This is a genomic window from Streptomyces physcomitrii, from assembly GCF_012273655.1.
Taxonomy (GTDB): Bacteria; Actinomycetota; Actinomycetes; order Streptomycetales; family Streptomycetaceae; genus Streptomyces; species Streptomyces physcomitrii.
Map to the genome: position 1 here is coordinate 559,575 of NZ_JAAWWP010000001.1, position 21,896 is coordinate 581,470.

19 protein-coding genes are annotated in these 21,896 nt (G+C 72.7%); 6 read left to right on the forward strand and 13 right to left on the reverse strand.

Annotated features, from left to right (window positions below):
- Positions 1–32 precede the first annotated feature (32 nt).
- The 4 genes from HFV08_RS02290 to HFV08_RS02305 form a co-directional block, all read right to left on the reverse strand.
- On the reverse strand, positions 33–527 hold the full coding sequence (locus HFV08_RS02290; RefSeq protein WP_168535253.1) for a GNAT family N-acetyltransferase: 495 nt from the start codon (positions 525–527) through the stop codon (positions 33–35).
- A gap of 84 nt (positions 528–611) precedes the next feature.
- Entirely contained in the window at positions 612–2,240 is a 1,629-nt protein-coding gene (gene mctP, locus HFV08_RS02295; RefSeq protein WP_168535255.1) for a monocarboxylate uptake permease MctP, read from the reverse strand.
- Positions 2,237–2,518, reverse strand: a complete 282-nt coding sequence (locus HFV08_RS02300) for a DUF3311 domain-containing protein (RefSeq protein ID WP_168535257.1) — start codon at positions 2,516–2,518, stop codon at positions 2,237–2,239. The genes mctP and HFV08_RS02300 overlap by 4 nt, the downstream gene beginning before the upstream one ends.
- 164 nt (positions 2,519–2,682) lie before the next feature.
- A complete protein-coding gene (locus HFV08_RS02305; RefSeq protein ID WP_040248494.1) occupies positions 2,683–3,471 on the reverse strand; it encodes a GntR family transcriptional regulator in 789 nt (262 codons plus the stop codon).
- A 313-nt stretch (positions 3,472–3,784) separates the two neighbouring features.
- Between HFV08_RS02305 and HFV08_RS02310 the strand changes: the two genes are divergently transcribed.
- Positions 3,785–5,335: a glycoside hydrolase family 3 protein gene (locus HFV08_RS02310; protein ID WP_168535259.1), complete on the forward strand. Its 1,551-nt coding sequence runs from the start codon at positions 3,785–3,787 to the stop codon at positions 5,333–5,335.
- Between the two features lie 73 nt (positions 5,336–5,408).
- Here the strand turns inward: HFV08_RS02310 and nagB are convergent, their stop codons facing one another.
- A complete protein-coding gene (gene nagB / locus HFV08_RS02315; protein ID WP_168535261.1) occupies positions 5,409–6,194 on the reverse strand; it encodes a glucosamine-6-phosphate deaminase in 786 nt (261 codons plus the stop codon).
- Between the two features lie 600 nt (positions 6,195–6,794).
- Here nagB and HFV08_RS02320 point away from each other — a divergent pair.
- Positions 6,795–8,288, forward strand: coding sequence for a sensor histidine kinase (locus HFV08_RS02320; protein ID WP_168535670.1), 1,494 nt, complete (start codon positions 6,795–6,797; stop codon positions 8,286–8,288).
- A 483-nt stretch (positions 8,289–8,771) separates the two neighbouring features.
- On the opposite strand, the gene HFV08_RS02325 is transcribed toward HFV08_RS02320, so the two are convergent.
- The gene (locus HFV08_RS02325; RefSeq protein WP_040248489.1) at positions 8,772–9,029 is read right to left on the reverse strand and encodes a WhiB family transcriptional regulator; all 258 of its coding nucleotides are present in this window, start codon (positions 9,027–9,029) and stop codon (positions 8,772–8,774) included.
- Between the two features lie 317 nt (positions 9,030–9,346).
- Positions 9,347–10,315 carry a diacylglycerol/lipid kinase family protein gene (locus tag HFV08_RS02330; RefSeq protein WP_168535263.1) on the reverse strand — a complete coding sequence of 323 codons (969 nt, stop codon included), beginning with the start codon at positions 10,313–10,315 and terminating at the stop codon, positions 9,347–9,349.
- A 308-nt stretch (positions 10,316–10,623) separates the two neighbouring features.
- On the opposite strand from HFV08_RS02330, the gene HFV08_RS02335 reads away from it, so the two are divergent.
- The gene (locus HFV08_RS02335; RefSeq protein WP_168535672.1) at positions 10,624–11,124 is read left to right on the forward strand and encodes a hypothetical protein; all 501 of its coding nucleotides are present in this window, start codon (positions 10,624–10,626) and stop codon (positions 11,122–11,124) included.
- A 77-nt stretch (positions 11,125–11,201) separates the two neighbouring features.
- Here HFV08_RS02335 and HFV08_RS02340 read toward each other — a convergent pair whose 3' ends face one another.
- The 3 genes from HFV08_RS02340 to HFV08_RS02350 all read right to left on the reverse strand — a co-directional run bounded on the left by HFV08_RS02340 (position 11,202) and on the right by HFV08_RS02350 (position 13,229).
- Entirely contained in the window at positions 11,202–12,269 is a 1,068-nt protein-coding gene (locus HFV08_RS02340; protein ID WP_376770546.1) for an RNA polymerase sigma factor SigF, read from the reverse strand.
- Positions 12,270–12,286: 17 nt separating this feature from the next.
- On the reverse strand, positions 12,287–12,700 hold the full coding sequence (locus HFV08_RS02345) for an ATP-binding protein (RefSeq protein WP_040256602.1): 414 nt from the start codon (positions 12,698–12,700) through the stop codon (positions 12,287–12,289).
- A 268-nt stretch (positions 12,701–12,968) separates the two neighbouring features.
- Positions 12,969–13,229, reverse strand: coding sequence for a UBP-type zinc finger domain-containing protein (locus HFV08_RS02350; RefSeq protein WP_168535674.1), 261 nt, complete (start codon positions 13,227–13,229; stop codon positions 12,969–12,971).
- A 46-nt stretch (positions 13,230–13,275) separates the two neighbouring features.
- Between HFV08_RS02350 and HFV08_RS02355 the strand changes: the two genes are divergently transcribed.
- Positions 13,276–14,871 carry a Na+/H+ antiporter gene (locus HFV08_RS02355; protein ID WP_168535267.1) on the forward strand — a complete coding sequence of 532 codons (1,596 nt, stop codon included), beginning with the start codon at positions 13,276–13,278 and terminating at the stop codon, positions 14,869–14,871.
- Here HFV08_RS02355 and HFV08_RS02360 read toward each other — a convergent pair.
- Positions 14,868–15,824, reverse strand: coding sequence for a 1-aminocyclopropane-1-carboxylate deaminase/D-cysteine desulfhydrase (locus HFV08_RS02360; protein ID WP_168535269.1), 957 nt, complete (start codon positions 15,822–15,824; stop codon positions 14,868–14,870). The two genes, HFV08_RS02355 and HFV08_RS02360, sit on opposite strands and share 4 nt — an antisense overlap.
- 192 nt (positions 15,825–16,016) lie before the next feature.
- Here HFV08_RS02360 and HFV08_RS02365 point away from each other — a divergent pair, with 192 nt between their 5' ends.
- Entirely contained in the window at positions 16,017–17,420 is a 1,404-nt protein-coding gene (locus HFV08_RS02365; protein ID WP_168535271.1) for a family 2B encapsulin nanocompartment shell protein, read from the forward strand.
- A gap of 134 nt (positions 17,421–17,554) precedes the next feature.
- Positions 17,555–18,763, forward strand: coding sequence for a family 2 encapsulin nanocompartment cargo protein polyprenyl transferase (locus tag HFV08_RS02370; RefSeq protein ID WP_168535273.1), 1,209 nt, complete (start codon positions 17,555–17,557; stop codon positions 18,761–18,763).
- Between the two features lie 100 nt (positions 18,764–18,863).
- Here HFV08_RS02370 and HFV08_RS02375 read toward each other — a convergent pair whose 3' ends face one another.
- A complete protein-coding gene (locus HFV08_RS02375) occupies positions 18,864–19,883 on the reverse strand; it encodes a methyltransferase (protein WP_168535275.1) in 1,020 nt (339 codons plus the stop codon).
- 47 nt (positions 19,884–19,930) lie between these two features.
- On the reverse strand, positions 19,931–21,871 hold the full coding sequence (locus HFV08_RS02380; RefSeq protein WP_312885303.1) for an FAD/NAD(P)-binding protein: 1,941 nt from the start codon (positions 21,869–21,871) through the stop codon (positions 19,931–19,933).
- Positions 21,872–21,896: the final 25 nt, after the last annotated feature.

The window sequence follows — 21,896 nt, forward strand, 5'->3', positions numbered from 1 at the left end:
GCGCAGGCGGCTCGGAGCACCGGCGCGGCGGCTCAGAGCGTCAGCGCGTACGCGAGCAGCGTCAGTGCGGGTACCGGTTCCCAGTCCCGCTCGGGGGCCCGGGTGAAGCCGAGCCGCTCGTAGAGCCGGTGGGCGGAGCGCATCGCGGGCTGGGTGGAGAGCACCAGGGCGCGGCAGTCCGGCAGCGCGCGGGCCCGCTCGACGCAGGCGCGCACCAGGGCCTCTCCGGCGCCCCTGCCGCGCGCCGCGGCCGAGACCGCGAGCATCCGGAACTCGGCCTCCCCGGCGCCCGCGAGCTCCGCGTACGGCCCCTGTGCGGCGAAGGTCACGGCGCCGCGTATCCGCCCGTCCTCCTCGGCGACGAGCACCTCGGCCTCGGCCGCCCGCCGGGCCACGTCGCGCAGCACCGGCAGGTAGGGGTCGTCCGCGCCGGAGAGCAGCAGGCCGTCCGCCAGATAGGCCCGGGCGGTGAGTTCACCGATCTCCTCGTACTCCGCCGGGCGGGCGGGTCTGATCAGGATGTCCATGCTCCGCAGTGTGCACGAGGGGTACGACAACGGGCCGCCGGACGATCCCGGCGGCCCGTCGGCCCGCTTGCCGCGGGGCTCCGCTCAGTGCGCGGAACCCGCGGTGGCGGGCGGCAGTTCCTCCTGTACGCCCGGGTCCCCGGCGTCCGCCGTGTAGTCCCCGGCGGTGGTCTCGTCGACGCCCTCGGGGGCCTTCACGGCCTTCAGGACGAAGGTGAGGACCACGGTGACGACGAGGTTCAGGACGAAGGCGGTCAGACCGATGTAGCCGATCTCACCGATGCCCGGGATCTCCTTGGCCGAGCCGCCGAAGTGCTTCTGCGTGGGGCTCGCGACCCCGTACGCGGCGATGGTGCCGTAGGCCATGCCGACCGCCCAGCCCGCGAGCAGCGCCCAGCGGTGGAACCAGCGGGTGAACAGGCCGCCGACCAGGGCCGGGAAGGTCTGCAGGATCCAGATGCCGCCCAGGAGCTGGAAGTTGATGGCGACCGTCTTGTCCATGCCGAGCACGAAGATCAGCGCGCCGACCTTCACGAGCAGCGAGACCAGCTTGGAGACCTTGGTCTCCTGCGCCGGTGTCGCGTCCGGCTTGATGAAGTCCTTGTAGATGTTGCGGGTGAACAGGTTCGCCGCCGCGATCGACATGATGGCCGCCGGGACCAGCGCGCCGATGCCGATGGCCGCGAAGGCGACGCCGGTGAACCAGTCCGGGAACATGTCCTCGAAGAGCTGCGGGATGGCCAGCTGGCCGTTGTCCACCTTCACGCCCGCCGCGATCGCCATGAAGCCGAGCAGCGCGAGCAGCCCCAGCATCAGCGAGTACAGCGGCAGGATCGTGGTGTTGCGGCGGATCACCTCGCGGCTGCGCGAGGAGAGCGTCGCCGTGATCGAGTGCGGGTACATGAAGAGCGCGAGGGCCGAGCCCAGGGCGAGCGTGGCGTAGGTCCACTGGCCCGCCTCGGCCGGGGCGAGCGAGCCGCGCGGCTTGTCCGTCGCCGGGTTGACCTGCGAGAGGGCGTCCCCCGCCTTGGCGAAGATGTCGTCGAAGCCGCCCAGCTTGTACGGGATGTAGATGATCGCCACCAGGATCACCAGGTAGATCAGGGTGTCCTTGACGAAGGCGATCAGCGCCGGGGCGCGCAGCCCGGAGGAGTAGGTGTACGCGGCGAGCACACCGAAGGCGATGAGCAGCGGCAGGTCCTTGATGAACCAGTTGGTGTCCTCGCCGCCGCCGATGCCCATCACGTCCAGGACGGCCTGGATGCCGACCAGTTGGAGCGCGATGTACGGCATGGTCGCGAGGATGCCGGTGACCGCGACCGCCAGCGAGAGCCCCTTGGAGCCGAAGCGTCCGCGCACGAAGTCGGAGGTGGTGACGTAGCCGTGCTTGTGCGAGACCGACCAGAGCCGCGGCAGGAAGGTGAAGATCAGCGGGTAGACCAGGATCGTGTACGGCACCGCGAAGAAGCCGGAGGCGCCGGCCGCGTAGATCGCCGCGGGCACGGCCACGAAGGTGTAGGCGGTGTAGAGGTCGCCGCCGAGCAGGAACCAGGTCACCCAGGTGCCGAACGAGCGCCCGCCCAGGCCCCATTCGTCGAGGCTGTTCTCGTTCTCGGCCTTGCGCCAGCGGGCGGCCATGAAGCCCATGGCCGTGACGGCCACGAAGAAGAAGCAGAAGACGGCGAGTGCCACGCCGTTGACGCCGTCGTTCACTTCGCGCCTCCCTCGGCACCGCGCCGGGCGGCGGCCGCGGCCTTGCGCCCGCGCTGGTCACGCTGCCAGAGCTGGTACGCGATCATGGTGAGCAGGGTCGACAGGACCACCCAGCCCATCTGGTACCAGTAGAAGAACGGGATCCCGATGAAGGCCGGGTCGGTCTTGGCGTAGGAGCCGACCCACAGCAGGGCCACGAACGGCGCGCACAGGCATACGGCGATCACCACGCGCGCCGGTGTCACCACCGGGTCTCTCACTTCGGGTGCGTCTGGCATACGTCGGCTCCGTCCCCATCACTGGCCAATGATCGGACGAAATGTAGGGGACGCATCCCGCGATACGAAACCCCTGGTCCGGATGCCGGGCGTAACGGTTCGGTGTCGGCGCCGCCCCCGCGGGCCCGGCGGCCGCCGGAGCCGTCAGCCGCGCGGGGCGCTCTTCACTCGTTGGGGCGCTGGAGGCGGGCCACGAACTTGTAGCGGTCGCCGCGGTAGACCGAGCGCACCCACTCCACCGGCCGCTGCTCCTCGTCGAGGGAGTGCCGGGAGAGCATCAGCATCGGCAGGCCCACGTCGGTGCCGAGCAGCCCGGCCTCGCGCGGGGTGGCCAGCGAGGTCTCGATGGTCTCCTCGGCCTCGGCCAGCTGCACCCCGTACACCTCGTCGAGGGCGGTGTACAGGGAGGCGTACTTGACCAGGGAGCGGCGCAGGGCGGGGAAGCGCTTGGCCGAGAGGTGGGTGGTCTCGATCGCCATCGGCTCGCCGTTGGCCAGGCGCAGCCGCTCGATCCGCAGCACCCGCCCGCCCGCGGTGATGTCGAGCAGGCCCGCGAGCCGCTCGTCGGCGGTGATGTAGCCGACGTCCAGGAGCTGCGAGGTCGGCTCCAGGCCGCGGGCGCGCATGTCCTCGGTGTACGAGGTGAGCTGGAGGGTCTGGGAGACCTTCGGCTTGGCGACGAAGGTGCCCTTGCCCTGGATGCGCTCCAGGCGCCCCTCGACCACCAGCTCCTGGAGCGCCTGGCGCACGGTGGTCCGCGAGGTGTCGAACTCGGCGGCCAGGGTGCGCTCCGGCGGCACCGGGGTGCCCGGCGGCATGGTCTCGGTCATGTCGAGCAAGTGCCGCTTCAGCCGGTAGTACTTGGGCACGCGCGCGGTACGTCCCGTACCGGACGGCTCCGCCGCAGCGTGCGGGGCCGCCTCGGGCCCCGCGCTCTCCGCCTCCGTGCTCATCGTCCGCCCTCTCCGGCCGCCTGCTGTCGACGTACGCTCCGCCCTCACGGTGCCCGCCGCCTGTGCCGGACATCGTGACACGGCCCCCTGCGCGGGCCGCGCGTGCCGTCCGCGGCCCGATTACGTACCGCGAGCCTTCTTATACACCCTTGACACCCCCAAAAGTCCAGGCCAGAGTCACAAACTGGTCTACACCATGAGGCAGATCACTCGCCATGGTCCGGCCGCGGGTCATCCGGCCGGGTGGTGAGGTCAGCCGAGGCCGGGGCGCCGCGCCGTCCGCAGCGGCACCCCTGAAGGGAACATCGCGTACATGAACTCCACGGAAGCGGCCCGCCCGGACGCCCTGCACCGCGACGCGCTCGCCGTCCTCCAGCCCGGTTTCACCGGCACCACCGCGCCGGACTGGCTGCGGCGCCGGCTGGGCGAGGGCCTGGTCTCGGTCGGCCTCTTCGGGCGCAACATCACCGATGACCGTCAACTGGCCGCGCTGACCGCCCAGTTGCGCGCCGAGCGGCCGGAGCTGCTGGTCGCGGTCGACGAGGAGGGCGGCGACGTCACCCGCCTCGACGTGCGCGAGGGCTCCGCCTTCCCGGGCAATCTGGCGCTCGGCGCGGTGGACGACACCGCCCTCACCCGCGAGGTGGCCCACGCCCTCGGCGCCCGCCTCGCCGCCTGCGGCGTCAACCTGAACTGGGCGCCCTGCGCCGACGTCAACTCCGATCCCCGCAACCCGGTCATCGGGGTCCGCTCCTTCGGCTCCGGCACCGAACTGGCCGCCCGGCACACCGCCGCCTACGTCGAGGGGCTCCAGTCCGCCGGGGTCGCCGCCTGCACCAAGCACTTCCCGGGGCACGGGGACACCTCGGTCGACTCGCACCTCGCGCTGCCCCGCGTGGACGCCGACGAGGCCCTCCTGCACGCCCGCGAACTGGTGCCCTTCCGCGCCGCGATCGAGGCCGGCACCCGCGCCGTGATGAGCGCCCACCTCCTGGTGCCCGCCCTCGACCCGGAGAACCCGGCGACCCTCTCGCCCCGCATCCTCACCGGCCTGCTCCGCGAGGAACTCGGCTACCGGGGCCTGGTGGTGACCGACGGCATCGAGATGGGCGCCATCGCCGACACCTACGGCATCGAGCGGGGCGCCGTGCTCGCCCTCGCCGCCGGGGCCGACGCGGTCTGCGTGGGCGGCGGCCTCGCCGACGAGGCCACCGTGCTCCGGCTGCGGGACGCCCTCACCGCCGCGGTACGCGAGGGCACCCTGCCCGAGGAGCGGCTCGCCGAGGCGGCCGGGCGGGTGCGCGAACTGGCCGCCTGGACCGCGGCCCACGCCGCCGGGGGCCCCGGCGCCGCGGGGACACCGGGAGGCGCCGAGGAGCCCGCTGCCGCCGAGGCGTACACCAGGACCGGCCTGCGCGCCGCCCGCCGCGCGCTGCGCGCGACCCCGGACAAGCCGGTCACCCCGCTGAGCGGCCCGCCCTACGTGGCCTCGCTCACCGTCGCGGTCAACTTCGCGGTGGGCGAGGAGACCCCCTGGGGCCCGGCGGCCGAACTGCGCGCCCTGCTGCCGGGCACCCGCAGCGGCAGCTACGGCGCCGCCCAGGGCGAACCCGCCGCCCTCGCCGGGGAGATCCTGGCCGCGGCGGGGGAGCGGCCCCTGGTCGTGGTGGTCCGCGACGCGCACCGGCACGGGTGGATGACCGAGGTCCTGGACCGGCTCCTCGCGGTGCGCCCGGAGGCCGTCGTGGTGGAGATGGGCGTACCGCAGTCGCCGCCGCGGGGCGCCCTGCACCTGGCCACCCACGGGGCGGCCCGGGTCTGCGCCCGCGCGGCGGCCGAGGTCCTCGCCGGGGTGCGGGACTGAGCGGGGGCGCCGGGTACGCCGGAGGCCGCGCCCCCGAGCGGGGAGCGCGGCCTCCGGCGTAGCCGCCCGGGGGTCAGATCCCTTGCCAGGAGGGCTTCTCGGCGTAGGTATGCCGGAAGTAGTCCGCGTGCTTCAGCTTCGAGGCCGCCGCCTCGTCGACCACCACCGTGGCGTGCGGGTGCAGTTGCAGCGCCGAGGCGGGGACGACCGCGGCGAGTGGCCCCTCCACGGTCTGCGCGACGGCCTCGGCCTTGCCCTCGCCGGTGGCGAGCAGCACCAGGTGGCGGGCGTCCAGGATGGTGCCGATGCCCTGGGTGATGACGTGGTGCGGGACCTGCTCGATGTCGTCCCCGAAGAAGCGGGCGTTGTCCAGGCGGGTCTGCTCGGTGAGGGTCTTGATCCGGGTGCGCGAGGCCAGCGAGGAGCAGGGCTCGTTGAAGCCGATGTGCCCGTCGGTGCCGATGCCGAGCAGCTGCAGGTCGACCCCGCCCGCCGCGGTGAGCGCCGCGTCGTAGGCCCGGCAGGCCGCGGCCACGTCCTCGGCGGAGCCGTCCGGGCCCATGAAGGAGGACTCGTCGATGCCGAGCGGTTCGAGCACCTGGCGCAGCAGCACCGCGTGGTACGACTCCGGGTGCCCCGCGGGCAGCCCCACGTACTCGTCGAGCTGGCATATCCGGGCCCGGGAGGCGTCCACCGCCCCGCTCGCGACCCGGGCGGCGAGCGCCCGGTAGACGGGGAGCGGGGTGGACCCGGTGGCGACGCCGAGCAGGGCCTCCGGTTTGCGGGCCAGGAGCCCGGCGATGGCCCCGGCGATCAGCTCGCCGCCCGCGGCGGCGTCGGGGACGATGACAACTTCCACGCGGGGCCTGCCGTTCTGTGAGGTCGCGGTAGCCGCGGTACGGGCGTCGGGCGGAGCGTTGTGGTATAGACCAATACCAATCTAGCAGAGGGGTCCGGCGCCGGACAGCCTCCGGATCGCGGGGCGCCGCCGCGGCCCGGGCGGGGCGTCCCTTGCACGGATCAAAGAGCCGTACCACCCCTATTTCCGGCGCGGGAGCGCTAGAGTTGCGGCGGAGCGCGCGCCTCCGGGTGCCGCGCGCGGCGGTCGTACAGAGTCGAGATCCTGGGTCCGCCCCGGGAGCGGCTGCGGAGACCGCCGGAGAGAAAACGACAAACAGCTGCAGACCCGTGGACAGCGCCTAGTGGTCTAGTCCACAATGCTCAGGTAAAGTCTCCGTCCTTCCCGCACAGAAGGACGGTTGGGGAACCGGTCTCTCTGCCCTGACTGCCCGGCTCCTCATTCGGCCCGGACCGCACATCCGCGCGCCGATGCAACTCCGGGCTGCGGTGCCGGGAGGGCTGAGGGTCCCTCTCAGGCGCCGCGGCCCGCGGGTGTTTCCGGGGCCCGTACGGCGACTGCTCCACCGCCACCTGCGGGTACGCTCCCCCTGTGCCCTCCTTGAACGACCTCGTACGCCAGCACTCCTCGCTCGACGGCGCCGACCTCGAGTGGCTGCACCTGCTGGTCTCGGAGTGGCAGCTGCTGTCCGACCTCTCCTTCGCCGACCTGGTGCTGTGGATCCCCACCCGGGACGACACCCGCTTCGTCTCCGTCGCGCAGATGCGGCCCAACACCGGCCCCACCTCCTACCAGGACGACATGGTCGGCCACCTGGTGCCGCGCGGCCGGCGGCCGATGCTGGACGCCGCCCTGGACGAGGGGCGCATCGTGCGCGAGGGCGATCCGGAGTGGCGCGAGGAGGTCCCGGTACGGGTCGAGTCGATCCCGGTGCGCCGGGAGGGCCGGGTGCTCGGCGTGATCGCCCGCAACACCAACCTCCTCACCGTGCGCACCCCCTCCCGGCTCGAACTGACCTATCTGCAGAGCGCCTCCGACCTCGCGCAGATGATCGCCGCAGGATCGTTCCCCTTCCCGGGTCAGCAGGTCGACATGGACGCCGCGCCCCGGGTCGGCGACGGACTGATCCGCCTGGACGCGGACGGCTACGTCCAGTACGCCTCCCCGAACGCCCTCTCCGCCTACCACCGGCTCGGCCTCGCCGCCGACCTGGTCGGGCACCATCTCGGCACCACCTCCGCCGAGTTGGCGCCCTCGCGCGGCCCGGTGGACGAGGCCCTGTCCAAGGTGGCCAGCGGCTGGGCGCCGCGCGAGTTCGAGATCGAGGGGGACGAGGGCGTCATCCAGCTGCGCGCCATCCCGCTCAAGCCCAAGGGCCCCCGGATCGGCTCCCTCGTACTGCTGCGCGATGTCACCGAACTGCGCCGCCGCGAACGGGAGTTGATCACCAAGGACGCCACCATCCGGGAGATCCACCACCGGGTGAAGAACAACCTCCAGACCGTGGCCGCGCTGCTGCGGCTCCAGTCCCGGCGGATGGACTCCGCGCAGGGCCGGGAGGCGCTGAACGAGGCGGTGCGCCGGGTGGGCTCCATCGCCATCGTCCACGAGACCCTCTCGCAGAACCTCGACGAGCGCGTCGAGTTCGACGACATCGCCGACCGGGTGCTCGCGATGGTGGCCGAGATCGCCCCCGGCAAGGTCACCGGCCGCCGCACCGGGCGCTTCGGCATCCTGGACGCCGAGGTGGCCACCCCGCTCTCCATGGTGCTCACCGAGATCCTGCAGAACGCCCTGGAGCACGGCTACGGCCCGGGCGAGCAGGGCACCGTGGAGGTCTCCGCGGTCCGCAGCGCCCCCGTGCCCGCCACCGAGTCCCCCGGCGGCCGGAGCCCGGCCCGCCTCCTGGTGACCGTGCAGGACGACGGGGTGGGCCTGCCCGAGGGCTTCGACCCGCACAGCGCGGGCAACCTCGGCCTGCAGATCGTCCGCACCCTGGTGGAGGGCGAACTCGGCGGCTCCTTCGACATGGTGAACGCACCCGGGCGGGGAACACAGGTCATCCTCGACATCCCCGTTCCCGCCACCAAGTAGCGCGTGAGCGAGACCACTCTTCTATTCCTCTGCTCCAGCGCGGGATTGGCCGCTCCCGGTACCGAACACCATTTCCCCGTACGGGAGTTGCACGGAATACACAGAGACGTTCACAGAAAGTGCACGAGGGTTCGGGGAATTCACCCGGGCCGAACGCATCGGCTCAGGCGCCGGCCCGGCCGGAGAGGAACCGGACACCCGGTCGCCGGGTGAACACGCACAGAGATCCGGGCCGGTCTTCTCCCTTACGGGGGACGGCAGTTGACGGGGCCGGGCCGCCTGGCGGGGCGCCGCGGGGGAGTGCGCAGACGACAGCGAGCCCCGGACCAGATCTGGTCCGGGGCTCGCTGTGCCTAGTGCTCTACGGCATCGCCGGGCGATTGCCAAAGGGCGCATCGGAGGTTCTGCGCGCTGCGACTCGGGGGCGGATGAGGCGTACTCGCTGTACGCGTCGCCTGGCCCGGGCTCGTAGGGGCGTGGGCGTCAGGCGCTGGCCTGGCGCGCCCGGTTGCGGGCGGCGCGACGCTTCATTGCGCGGCGCTCGTCCTCGCTGAGGCCACCCCAGACGCCGGAGTCCTGGCCGGACTCGAGCGCCCACTGCAGACACTGCTCCACAACCGGGCAGCGACGGCAGACGGCCTTGGCTTCCTCGATCTGCAGCAGCGCAGGACCGGTGTTGCCGATGGGGAAGAACAGCTCGGGGTCTTCCTCGCGGCAAACGGCGTTGTGACGCCAGTCCATGGCTGCTACCTCTCTTGGTATTACGTGCGGGTTGCTTGTGAATGTGAACGCTTTCACGAATCCCTCGACAAGGGAAGGGCCGACCGCCGGATGAACCGGTGGGGTCCTGTGTTTTGAGGAGGGGTTCCGGCTCTCTGTGGGGCCGATGTTGCGGGCCGTCCCGAGCGCCATGTAGAGATTCGCAAACCTCGGCGGCGGATACAACCCCTTCCGGAAAGTTTTTTTTGATTCCTCGGTGTCGGCTCAGTCACAGCCGTACTTCTATGGGGTGGATCCTGGCCTAAACGTTCGACTGAAAGGAGTTTGGTCTCTTCCAGTCACACAATCACACGCAGTGCACGGCGTACGCCTGTGAACGTCACGCTGGTTCGCAGCCCCAGGTGGTCTCCGTCCATCTGAAGGGGCAGCGGCACCTTCGAATGCAAGGTGAAGGCCGTCAGATCGCGGGCCGAGACGACCTGCTTTCCGTGCGGCCCGCGCTCGGGGGACGAAGTGAGCAATTGCGTGGCAAGGCGGGTCACGCCCACGGTGGAGAGTCTGCGCAGGCCGAGGACGTCCAGGGCGTCGTCGAAGGAGGCCCCGGGCAGCGCGTAGACCGGGCGGTTGCCCAGGAAAGTCCAGGGTGAGGTGTTGCAGACGATGGACATCGCCAGGTCCGCCACCGGGTCCTCGCCGGGCCGCTCCAGGGTGATGGTGCCGTTGCGGCGGTGCTCGTCGTCGAAGAACTGCCGCAGCGCCTGGCGGAGGTAGAGCGCGTGGGTCGACTTCCGGCCGCGCTCGCGCTGCTGTTCGACCCGGCCGATGACCCCCGCGTCGAAACCGAAGCCCGCGCAGAAGGTGAACCACCGGGCCGGGACCGACTCGTCGGCGGTGCCGGGCGTACCGGCGGCGAGGCCGAGTCCGACCGTGCGCTCGCTGCCCTCGCGCAGGGCCTGGAGCAGCGCCCCGGTGGACTCGACCGCGTCGTTGGGCAGGCCGAGCGCCCGTGCGAAGACGTTGGTGGAACCGCCGGGCACCACCGCGAGCCGGGGCAGCCGCTCCGGGTCGGGGCCCTCGTGGAGCAGTCCGTTGACGACCTCGTTGACGGTGCCGTCGCCGCCGAGCGCGACCACCAGGTCGACCTCGCCGCCCTCCGCCGCCTGCCGCCCGAGATCCCAGGCGTGGCCGCGGTACTCGGTGGTGACGGCGTCGAGCTTCATCTCGCTCGCCAGCGCGTGGATGAGGACGTCACGGGTGCGCGCACTCGTGGTGGTGGCTGCCGGGTTGGCGACGAGAAGGGCACGCATGTCATGCAGCGTACCTACTCGGGGGTACCCGCTCTGCACCGAGGTGGGGCCCGGAGGAGGGCCGCGGTTACCCTGCTGGGGTGAGCAAGAAGCCGAAACCCGCCGCCCGCCCCGCCGCGAAACCCGCCGCCGCGCCGGCCGCGAAGCGCACGCGGCAGGAGCGGAGCGCGCCGGGCCCGAAGGGCACCGCGAAGGCGGCGCAGGGCCCGAAGAGCGCCACGAAGGCGACCGGCGCGACGGCCGCGAAGAGCGCCGCGAAAGCTACGAACGCGAGGAGCGCCGCGAAAGCCGCGGACGCGAAGAGCGCCGTGCCCGCGCCGCGGGACGCGGATGCCCCGGCTGGCAGCGCGGCGGAGGGCACGCCGGACACCGGGGCCGAGGGGCCCCGTCCCGGCCGCCTGACGGCCGCCGCCGTGCTCGCCGCCCTGGAGGGGCTCGCGCTCCTCGTCGGCGGCGTCTATCTGCTCGTCCGCGGACTGACCGGCGACCCCGAGGACCGCTCCCAGGCGGCCACCGGCGGCGTCACCCTGATCGTGCTCGCCCTGCTGCCGCTGATCGCGGCCCGGGGGCTGCTGCGGCAGCGCAGTTGGAGCCGGGGCCCGGCGATCATCACCCAGATCATGGCGCTGCCGGTGGCCTGGACGCTGCTCCAGGCGGACAGCGCGACGATCCCCGGCGGTATCGCGCTCGCGGTGGCCGCGGTCGCCGTGCTCGTGCTGCTCGTGCACGCCGACACCACCCGCGCCCTCGGCATCCGGGGCCCGGGCCGGGCCCCCGGGGACGAGGCCGGGAAGCGCGACGGCGGCTGAGCCGGGCGGACACGACTCGGCCCGGGTTCCCGCGGTGCGGGGCCCGGGCCGAAACGGTTGCGCGGCGTGCCGCGCGGCTACTCCTCGACGAGGAGCTTCTCCCGCAGCTGCGCGAGGGTGCGGGCGAGCAGCCGGGAGACGTGCATCTGCGAGATGCCGACCTCCTGGGCGATCTGCGACTGGGTCATGTTGCCGAAGAACCGCAGCAGCAGGATGCGCTTCTCGCGGGGCGGCAGGTCCTCCAGGAGCGGCTTGAGGGACTCGCGGTACTCGACGCCCTCCAGCGCCTCGTCCTCCGCGCCTAGGGTGTCCGCCACCGCGGGCGACTCGTCGTCGGTGTCGGGCACGTCCAGGGAGAGCGTCGAATAGGCGTTGGCCGATTCGAGCCCCTCCAGGACCTCCTCCTCGGAGATGGCGAGCTTCTCCGCCAGCTCGTGCACGGTGGGGGAGCGGCCGTGCCTCTGGGACAGCTCCGCGGTGGCCGTGGTCAGCGAGAGCCGCAGCTCCTGGAGCCGCCTCGGGACGCGTACCGCCCAGCCCTTGTCGCGGAAGTGCCGCTTGATCTCGCCGACCACCGTCGGGGTCGCGTAGGTGGAGAACTCCACCCCGCGCTCCGGGTCGAAGCGGTCCACGGACTTGATCAGGCCGATGGTGGCGACCTGGGTCAGATCGTCGAGCGGCTCGCCGCGGTTGCGGAAGCGGCGGGCGAGATGCTCCACCAGCGGCAGGTGCATGCGCACCAGGCGGTTGCGCAGTTCCGCGTACTCGGGGGTGGTGTCGGAGAGCGTGCGCAGCTCTATGAACAGATCCCGCGCACCGCTGCGGTCGTGCGGATCGTGCGCCGTCCGGCCCTGCTGGGGCGACCGGCCGCCGCGCCGCTCGTGCTCGTTCATGCTTCCCGCCCTTTCCCGGCCGTCGCCGGGAGGCGCCCCCGTCGCCTTGCCGGGGGCCGACCCGCCCGTGCCGCCCTGTCCCTCCCGCAGCTCCCCGGTCGCCTCCGGGGAGTGGCCCTCCGGGTGCGGCCGGGCCTGCTGCTCGGGGATGCCGCGCGGACCGCGCCGCGTCCCGCCGCGGCCCTCGGTCCCGTCCTGGCCGCCGTGGCCGCCCGCGGGCTGCCCTCGTGTGCCGTGCTCGTCGTCGCGCACAGGCCCGTCCCCGTTCCTCACGCCGGTGCGACTCCCGCGCCGCGCTGTTTGTAGAGGCTGATCGAAACGGTGTTGTCCTCCGCCACCGAGGAGTCGACCTTGCCCGCCAGTGCCGAGAGCACGGTCCAGGCGAAGGTGTCCCGCTCCGGGGCCCGTCCGTCGGTGGTCGGCGCGGAGACGGTGACTTCGAGCGAGTCGTCCACGAGCCGGAAGACGCAGCTGAGGACCGAACCCTCCACGGCCTGCTGGAGCAGGATCGCGCAGGCCTCGTCCACGGCGATACGCAGGTCCTCGATCTCGTCGAGGGTGAAGTCCAAACGCGCTGCGAGGCCGGCGGTCGCCGTCCGCAGCACCGACAGGTAGGCACCCTCAGCCGGCAGCCGGACTTCGACGAAGTCCTGGGTCGCGGGCTCGCCTGCGATCTGGGACACCCTCACCTCCAAGGTGGTACAAGATCATCCGGGGACCGGGAGTCTCCTCCCGGCTGATGCGATACGTGGTGCAGCGGTGACGCTATCGCGATCCCGACTGCTCTGTCCCGCGGACCCCGGCCCGTTCTGTCACTCATGGTAAGTCAATGAGTACACACAGTGGCTAGGGGTGTGCGGGGCCAAATACGAAGCGCATGCGCCGGATTGACGTACCCACACCACGGCGCGGTGAATCTTCACGCGCCCCCACCGGACGGTTCAGGCCGCTTCAGACGAGGACGTTGTCCGTAAAGCACCAGCGCCAGTCCTCGCCCTTCTCGAAGCTGCGCATCACCGGGTGGCCGCTCTCGCGGGCGTGCGCGGAGGCGTGCCGCAGCGGTGAGGAGTCGCAGCAGCCGATGTGCCCGCAGGAGAGGCACTTGCGCAGTTGGACCGGGTGGGTGCCCGTCTCGGCGCACTCCCGGCAGGTTTCGCCCAGCGCCTCCGGTTCGGGGTGCGGCAGCGCGTCGATGTGCGAGCACTCGTTCATGATGTCCACCGTACGACGCCCCGCCGAGAGGAGCCGGTCAACAGCCATGGACGCCCTGCCAGTCCTCTTCCTGGTCGCGGGCAGCGCCGCGGTGGCCGGGGCCGCCCGCCGCACCCGCGTCTCCGCGCCGCTGGTGCTCGTCGCGGCCGGGCTCGCCGTCTCGTACCTGCCCGGCGTCCCGGAGTACACCCTCGACCCGGAGGTGATCCTGCCGCTGGTGCTGCCGCCGCTGCTGTACACCGCGGCGAGCGACAGCTCCTATCTCGACCTGCGGGCCCAACTGCGGCCGGTGGCCCTGCTCTCGGTCGGCTACGTGCTCTTCGCGACGCTGGTCGTGGGCTGGGCCGCCTACCTCCTCGTACCGGATCTGCCGCTCACCGCGGCGCTGGTCCTCGGCGCGGTGGTGGCGCCGCCGGACGCGGTCGCCGCCACCGCGGTCGCCCGCCGGGCCGGGCTGCCCTCGCGGATCACCACGATCCTCCAGGGTGAGTCGCTGGTGAACGACGCCACCGCGATCACCGCCTTCAAGGTCGCCCTCGCCGCGGCGGTCGGCGAGGGGGCCAGCTGGGCCGGCGGCATCGGCGAGTTCCTGCTCGCCGCGGTCGGCGGCGTCGGGATCGGGCTGCTCCTGATGGTCCCGCTGCACTGGCTGCGCACCCGGCTGACCGAGGCCCTGCTGCAGAACACCCTCTCGCTGCTCATCCCCTTCGTGGCCTACGCGGTCGCCGAGCGGGTGCACGCCTCGGGGGTGCTCGCGGTGGTCGTCGTCGCCCTCTACCTCGGCCACCGCGCCTGGCAGGTCGACTTCGCGACCCGGCTCCAGGAGGCCGCGGTCTGGAAGATGGTCGCCTTCATCCTGGAGTCCTCCGTCTTCGCCCTCATCGGCCTCCAACTCCCGTTCGTACTCAAGGACTTGGGGGCGTACGGGGCCGGGGAGGCCCTCTGGTACGCGCTCGCGCTCTTCCTGGTGGTCGTGGCGGCGCGCTTCGTCTGGGTCTATCCGGCGGCCTATCTGCCGCGCCTGTCCCGGCGGGTGCGGGAACGCGAGGAGGACCCCACCCCGCAGGGCGCCTTCGTGATCGCCTGGGCCGGGATGCGCGGCGTGGTCTCGCTCGCCATCGCCTTCTCCGTCCCGCTGACCCTGGACGACGGCGAGGACTTCCCGGCCCGCAATCTGGTGCTCTTCCTCACCTTCACCACCGTCATCGGCACCCTGGTCGTCCAGGGGCTGAGCCTGCCCGCGCTGATCCGGCTGCTGCGACTGCCCGGCCGGGACCGGCGCCAGGAGACGCTGGCCGAGGCGCAGGCCCAGGCCCAGGCGTCCAGGGCGGCGGAGCAGCGGCTCGACGCCCTCCTCGCGGACGAGCGCAACCAGCTGCCCGCCCCGCTCGCGGAGCGCCTGCGCACCGTCCTGGAGCGCCGCCGCAACGCCGTCTGGGAGCGGCTCGGCGCGGTGAACCCGGTGACCGGCGAGAGCGCGGACGAGACCTACCGGCGCCTGGCCCGCGCCATGATCGAGTCCGAGCGCGAGGTCTTCGTGAAGCTGCGCGACGGCCGCTACATCGACGACGAGATGCTGCGCACCCTGCTGCGGCGCCTGGACCTGGAGGAGGCGGCCGCCTACCGGGAGGCCGAGGACTAGGGCGAGGGCTGGGCCGAGGACTGGGCCGAGGACTGGGGCATGGCTCCCGGCGGGGGTGCGTTCGGCGGGCGGCCGGTGATCACCGCCGCGAGGGTGGTGCCCGGGGCGAAGGCGCCCTCCTCGGTCAGCGCCAGGAGTCCGTAGAGCATCTTGGCGACATAGAGGGTTTCCACCGGCAGGCCGTGCCGGGCGCCGAAGTCCTCGGCGAAGGCCAGGAGTTCGGGCGGGGTGCGCGCGTAGCCGCCGAAGTGGAAGCGGTCGTCGAGGGTCCAGCTCCCGCGGCGGCCCCCGAAGGCGGACCGCTGGAGTGTCTCGATCTCGCCCTCCAGGAAGCCGCCGCCGACCACCGGGATGCCCAGCGCGCGCTGCCCCGGCGCCAGCCCCGCGGCGAGGCCCGCGAGGGTGCCGCCGGTCCCGCAGGCCACCGCCACCACCTCGGCCGCGCCCGCCAGTTCGGCGCCGAGGTCCCGGCAGCCGCGTACCGCGAGCGCGTTGCTGCCGCCCTCCGGGACGAGGTAGGCGCCCTCGCCGCCGGTCTCGCGCAGGATGCGGGCGAGCGTCTCCGGTTCGTTCTTGTGCCGATACGTCGCTCTGTCGACGAAGTGCAGCCGCATCCCGTCGGCCGCGCAGGCGCGCAGCGTGTCGTTGAGCGGGCGCCCGGCGAGTTCGTGGCCCCGTACCACCCCGGTGGTGGCGAGGCCGAGCAGCCGTCCCGCGGTGGCGGTGGCGCGCAGATGGTGGGAGTAGGCGCCGCCGAAGGTGAGCAGGGGGCGGCCGGCCGCGGCCCGCAGATTGGGGGCGAGTTTGCGCCACTTATTGCCCACGAGCGCGGGGTGGACCAGGTCGTCCCGCTTGAGCAGCAGCCGTACACCGTGCCGGGCGAAGCGCTCGTCCTCCGCGGCCACCAGCGGGGAGGGGAGCCGGGGGCGCGGGGCGGTGTCGAGGGGGAGCACCCGCCCATTGTCGCGCCGGGGGCGCGGGGGCGGCGCGCGGGCCCGGCGGCGGCCGCACTGTTGCGGAACGGAAACCCATGATGCCCGTGTCGCGGTTGATTCAATCCCGCTCTTTTGTGTAATGGCGCCGGTACGTTCCGTGGTGGAAGGGTTGCCCCTGCAGGTCAGCGCATGATCGGGAGGGCAATTTACATGTCGGTAGGCGAAGAGGTCCGCGCGGAACAGACCAAGCCGCAGCAGAGTCTCGGTACAGCGGCCGCGCGGAATCTGGCCACCACCACGAAGTCCGCGCCGCAGATGCAGGAGATCAGCTCACGCTGGCTGCTGCACACGCTGCCGTGGGTGAACGTGCAGGGCGGTACGTATCGCGTGAACCGGCGACTGAGTTACTCGGTCGGCGACGGCCGGGTGACCTTTGTGAAGACCGCGGACCAGGTGGAGGTCGTCCCCGCGGAACTGGGCGAACTCCCGCTGCTGCGGGGCTTCGAGGACCAGGAGGTGCTGGCGAGGCTCGCGCAGCGCTGCCGGCAGCGCGAGTTCGCGGCGGGGGAGGTCCTCTCCTCGTTCGGCAGCCCGGCCGACGAGGTCTTCCTCCTCGCGCACGGCAGGGTGGAGAAGATCGGCACCGGTCCCTACGGCGACGACGCGGTCCTCGGCGTCCTCGCCGACGGCGCCTACTTCGGCGAGCACGCCCTGCTCGACCCGGACGCCATCTGGGAGTACACGACCAGGGCGGTCACCGCGTGCACCGTGCTCACGCTGCCGCGCCGGGACCTCGAACAGGTCGCCGAGCGCGCGGAGTCGCTGCGCACCCACCTCCAGCGGCTGCGCTCCATCCCGGCGCAGCGCACCAACAAGTACGGCGAGAAGCAGATCGACCTCTCCGCGGGCCACACCGGGGAGGCGGAGCTGCCGGGCACCTTCGTCGACTACGAGGCCGCCCCCCGGGAGTACGAACTGAGCGTCGCGCAGACCGTCCTGCGGATCCACACCAGGGTGGCCGACCTCTACAACCAGCCCATGAACCAGACGGAGCAGCAGCTGCGGCTGACCGTCGAGGCCCTGAAGGAGCGCCAGGAGCACGAGCTGATCAACAACCGCGAGTTCGGGCTGCTCAACAACTGCGAGTACGAGCAGCGGCTCCAGCCGCACGACGGCGCGCCCACCCCGGACGACATGGACGAGCTGCTGAGCCGCCGGCGCGGTTCCAAGCTCTTCCTCGCGCATCCGCGGGCCATCGCCGCCTTCGGCCGCGAGTGCAACAAGCGGGGCCTGGTGCCCGAGACCGTCGACCTGGGCGGCAGCCGGATCCCCACCTGGCGCGGGGTGCCGATCTTCCCGTGCAACAAGATCCCGGTGAGCGAGGCCCGGACCACCTCGATCATCTGCATGCGTACCGGCGAGGCCGAGCAGGGCGTGATCGGCCTCCAGCAGTCGGGCATCCCGGACGAGATCGAGCCCAGCCTGTCGGTGCGCTTCATGGGCATCAACGAGTCCGCGGTCATGTCCTACCTGGTGACGGCCTACTACTCGGCGGCCGTCCTGGTGCCGGACGCCCTCGGCGTCCTGGAGAACGTCGAGATCGGCCGCTGGTAGCAGTGGGTCTCCGCCGCCCGGTGCCGCCTCTCGTCCCATGGGGCGCGGCACCGGGCGGCGACCGCCCGCACCCCCGGCCGCCGGTACCGAACGGCCGCCGGGGCGGGGAAGTCGAGCAGCGAGTGAGAGGGCCCATGAGCAAGGCCGTACGAGCCCAGAACCAGAACCAGCAGGGGCCGTGGCCCACCGGGCAGTCCCGGCGCTTCGGGTGGCGCGGCGGGAAGGCCGACCGGGACGCCGCCTCGCCGGGCATCCCGCAACCGGGCCGGCCCGCCGACGAACAGATACCGCCGAGCCGCGGCTCCGCCCGCCACGAGGCGCCCGGTGGGACCCAGGAGGCCGCGGTGATCCTGGAGCGCGCCCGCCGGAGCGTCGACCCGGGGCTGCGCCGGGCGGTGGACGCCCTGCCGGGGGCGATGTGCCGTGTCGCCCGGTACCACTTCGGCTGGGAGCACGCGGACGGCACCCCGGCGGCGGGCAACGCGGGCAAGGCGGTGCGTCCCGCGCTGGTGCTCACCGCCGCCGAGGCGCTGCGGGCACCGCGGGGTGCCGCCCTGCGACCGGCCGTGGCCGTGGAGTTGACGCACAACTTCACCCTGCTCCACGACGATGTGATGGACCGCGACCGCACCCGCAGGCACCGGGCCACGGCCTGGACGGTCTTCGGCGACGCGGACGCCATCCTCGCCGGGGACGCCCTCCACGCCCAGGCCCAGCTGCTGCTGACCGAGGACCGGCATCCGGCCGCGGCGGCCGCCGCGGCGCGGCTCGCGGCCAGTGTGGTCGAACTCTGCGAGGGGCAACACCTCGACACCGCCCTGGAGAGCCGCCCGCCGCGCGAGGTGAGCCTGACCGAGTGCCTGGAGACGGCGGAGTCCAAGACCGGGGCGCTGCTCGGCTGCTCCTGCGCCCTCGGCGCGCTCTACGCGGGCGCGGACGGTGAAGTCGTCGAGGCGCTCGACGCGTTCGGGCGGGAGGCGGGCCTCGCCTTCCAGCTGATCGACGATGTGATCGGCATCTGGGGCGACCCGCGCCGCACCGGCAAGCCCGCCGGGGCCGACCTCCTGGTGCGCAAGAAGTCGCTGCCGGTCGTGGCCGCGCTCACCTCGGGCACCCCGGCCGCCGAGGAGCTCGCGGAGCTGTACGCCCGCCCGCCCGACCGCGCCGACCTGGAGCGGACCGTCGCGGCGGTGGAGCGCGCGGGCGGCCGGGACTGGGCACAGCAGCAGGCCGCCGAGCACATGTCGCGTGCGGTGGACCACCTGGCCCGGGCGGTCCCGGACCCGGTCGCGGCCGGGGGCCTGCTGGCCCTCGCGGAGTTCGTGACGCGAAGGACGGCCTGAGGCCCCCGGCTCCTTCGGGCCTGTCGTCACACTCCCCTCGTCGCCCGGAGGGTCGCGACGCAGAGGGGAGTGTGACGACAGGGCCTCGGGGCCGCCGCGGTCAGCTTCCGGTCTCCGCCTTGGGGACGGCGACCAGGAGCGCGGTGTCCAGGGGCAGTTCGTGCGTCTCGGAGAGCGTGAAGCCGCTGCGTTCCAGAAGGGCCGTGTACTCGGAGCGGGTGCGCTCCTCGCCCGCGGCGATGGTCAGCATGTGGACGTCGAACCAGACGGCGAGCGAGGGGGCGCCGTCATCCGGGATGACGCGTTCGACGATGAGCAGCGCCCCGTCCTCCCGGATGGACTCGCGGATCCGGGTGAGCACCTCCACGCACTTCTCGTCGTCGCGGCCGTGCAGGATCCTGGAGAGGAGGTAGACGTCGCCGCCGGCCGGGACTTTCTCGTAGTAGTCGCCGGAGGCGAAGTCGAGGCGGTCGGCGACATCGGAGCCGGCGAGGCCCCGGCGCGCGGCGTCGATGACGTGCGCGGTGTCGAAGAGGACGCCGCGGGCCTGGGGGCTGCTGCGCAGCACCTCGGCCAGGAGCACGCCGTTGCCGCCCGCGATGTCCACCACGGTGCGGGCGGAGCCGAAGTCGTACAGGGCCGGTATCTGCGTGAAGAACTCCGATCCCGCCGCCATGGCCCGGTCGAACTTCCGGGTCAGCTCCGGACTCCGGCCGAAGTACGGGTACATGGCCGCCCCGTGTACGGAGTCGAAGCCGCGCTCCCCGGTGCGCACCGTGTGGGTGAGGGCGCCCCAGCCGCTGTAGAACTCCTCGCCGTAGAGCAGGGCGAGGTCGCGCATCGAGCCGTGCTCCCGGGTGCGCAGCAGGTCGCCGGTCTCGGTGGTGAGGTAGGCGCCCTGCGCGTCGGTCCGCAGGATGCCGAGTTCGGTGAGGAAGCGCAGCAGCCGGTGCAGGGAGGGGCCGTGGGTGCCGGTGCGGGCGGTGAGTTCCGCGGCGGTCAGCGGTCCCTCGGCGAGGTGGTCGGCGAGTTCCAGTTCGGCGGCGGTGTGCACGGCCTGGGAGGCCCAGTAGCCGACGGTGAGTTCCATGAGCCTGCGCGAGGCGGAGGTCTCGGTCATGGTCGTGCGCTCCTCGGAAGACGTGGCGGGACGGCGGTTCGGGTGGCTCAGGCGACGGCGAGATCGGGCTGCTGCCGGTTCTCGACACCGGTCTTCAGGCAGGCCCGGGCGATGGCGTCGCCCTGCAGGAGGGTCCGGGAGCCGACGTGCGGGCGGGCGCCGATGGCGGTGACCCACTGGACGGACTCGACCGGCGGCCCGTAGGAGAACCGGCCGCGGTGGGCCGTCCCGGAGGAGTCGAGGAGCCGGAAGCTGCCCTCGGTCACGTCCAGGCCGCCGGTCTCGTAGCCGGGGCCGCCGGTCTCGGGGATGACGTGCGGACGGCAGGCCCCCGCGTCGAGCAGCCGGCGCAGCAGCGGGTCGGTGGTGCGCCGGATGTCGGTGAGCGGCAGGTGGGCCTCGACCAGCGCGGTGACCGGCACCGGCTCCTCGGCGACACCCGGCGAGGAGACCAGGAAGCGGCCGTCCTCCTCGTCGGCGGTCACCGTCGTCCGGGGGCCGACCATGCGGACCACGTCCGCGGCGACGAGCGCCTCCATCTCCTCGATCCGGGTGACCGGCGGCCCGCTGGCGATGTAGTTGTTGAGCCCGCTGAACCAGCGGTCGACGTGGTCCCGGTAGGAGAGTCCGCGGATGCCCTGGTGCGAGATGACCTGGCGTATCTCGTCCCGCAGGTCCCGCATGATGGCCGCGGTCGCCTTGAAGGCGCTGGCGGCCGGTCCCGCCGCGGACTGCTCCAGGTCCCAGCGCAGCCGCTCGCCGATCCAGCGCTGGAACTCCGCGCGGTCGGCGAACTGCCGGTCCGCGGCCGGGCGGTCCACCTTCTGCCAGTCCCAGTGCAGGGAGGGGTCGGGGAACCGGGTGCACAGGAGTTCGCGCATCGGCTCGCTGTCCCACTCCAGTCGGCAGTAGCGGTCGAGGAACTCCTCGCGGACGGCCGGGTCCCCCTCCCGCAGCAGGCTGCCGTAGTAGACGTAGCCCACCTCCTTGGCCACGTACGGCCACAGGTGGCGCATGAAGTCGGTCGCGCCGCGGCCCGCGTCGCGGCGCAGTTCGGCGATGACCTCGGCGGTCAGGAAGCGCGGCTGGTAGCGCGGGACGATCTCCAGCTCGACCTCGGCGCGCGCGGTGTAGGGCACGCCGCGCCCCGACCCCGCGTACAGGACGGGCTCGCGGCCGGAGGGCCGGTAGCGCAGCCGGCCGTCCCCGTCGCGCAGGAAGGTGCCGCCGCGGCCCTGGGTCAGCAGGGTGACGTAGTCGAAGAAGTTGAGGCCGAGGCCGCGCAGGGCGACGGCTTGGCCCGGGCGGATCACCGACAGGTCGGCCTCGACCGGGCTGGAGGGCGGCACGTAGACGAGGCCGCGGTCGGCGGCGAAGGCGGCCAGCCGCTGCTGGGCACCGGTCGGCGCGACATCGAAGTGGCCCTGGGCGAGGATGACCGCGTCGCAGGTCAGCGGCGCGTCCAGGTGCTCGAGTCGCAGCTCCTGCCGCCCGCCTTCGATGTCACTGAGCCCGATCGCCCGGTCCCGGTGGACGGTGACGCTGATCTCCTTCGGCGCGGTGCGGATGACCTCGTCGAGGGCCCAGCTCAGATAGGCGCCCTGGAAGGCGCGGCTGCCGTAGGACCACGGTTTCATACGGGAGGCCTCCTCGGCGTCCTCCTCGCTCACCGCGGTGACGCTGCCCTCGTTCACCTTGCGCGCCCACTGGTACTGGGTCGGTCCGGGGACGATCGGCCCCTCGCAGGGCACCGTCTTGTCGGTGTACACCGTCACGTCGGAGGCGACGGTGTTCATCAGGAGGAGGCGGTTCTGGTCCCGCTGCCACACCCGGCCCGCCCCGGCGGGGTACGGGTCCACCAGGTGCACCTCCACGGGCACCCCGGGGGCGAGCAGCGGAGCGTTCACACACAGGCGCTCAAGGGCCACGATGCCGCGCGGGCCCGCGCCCACGATTCCCACACGGATGGACGAACGGCCGTACTGCACTGGTGGGTTCCCTCCACGTCGGTTC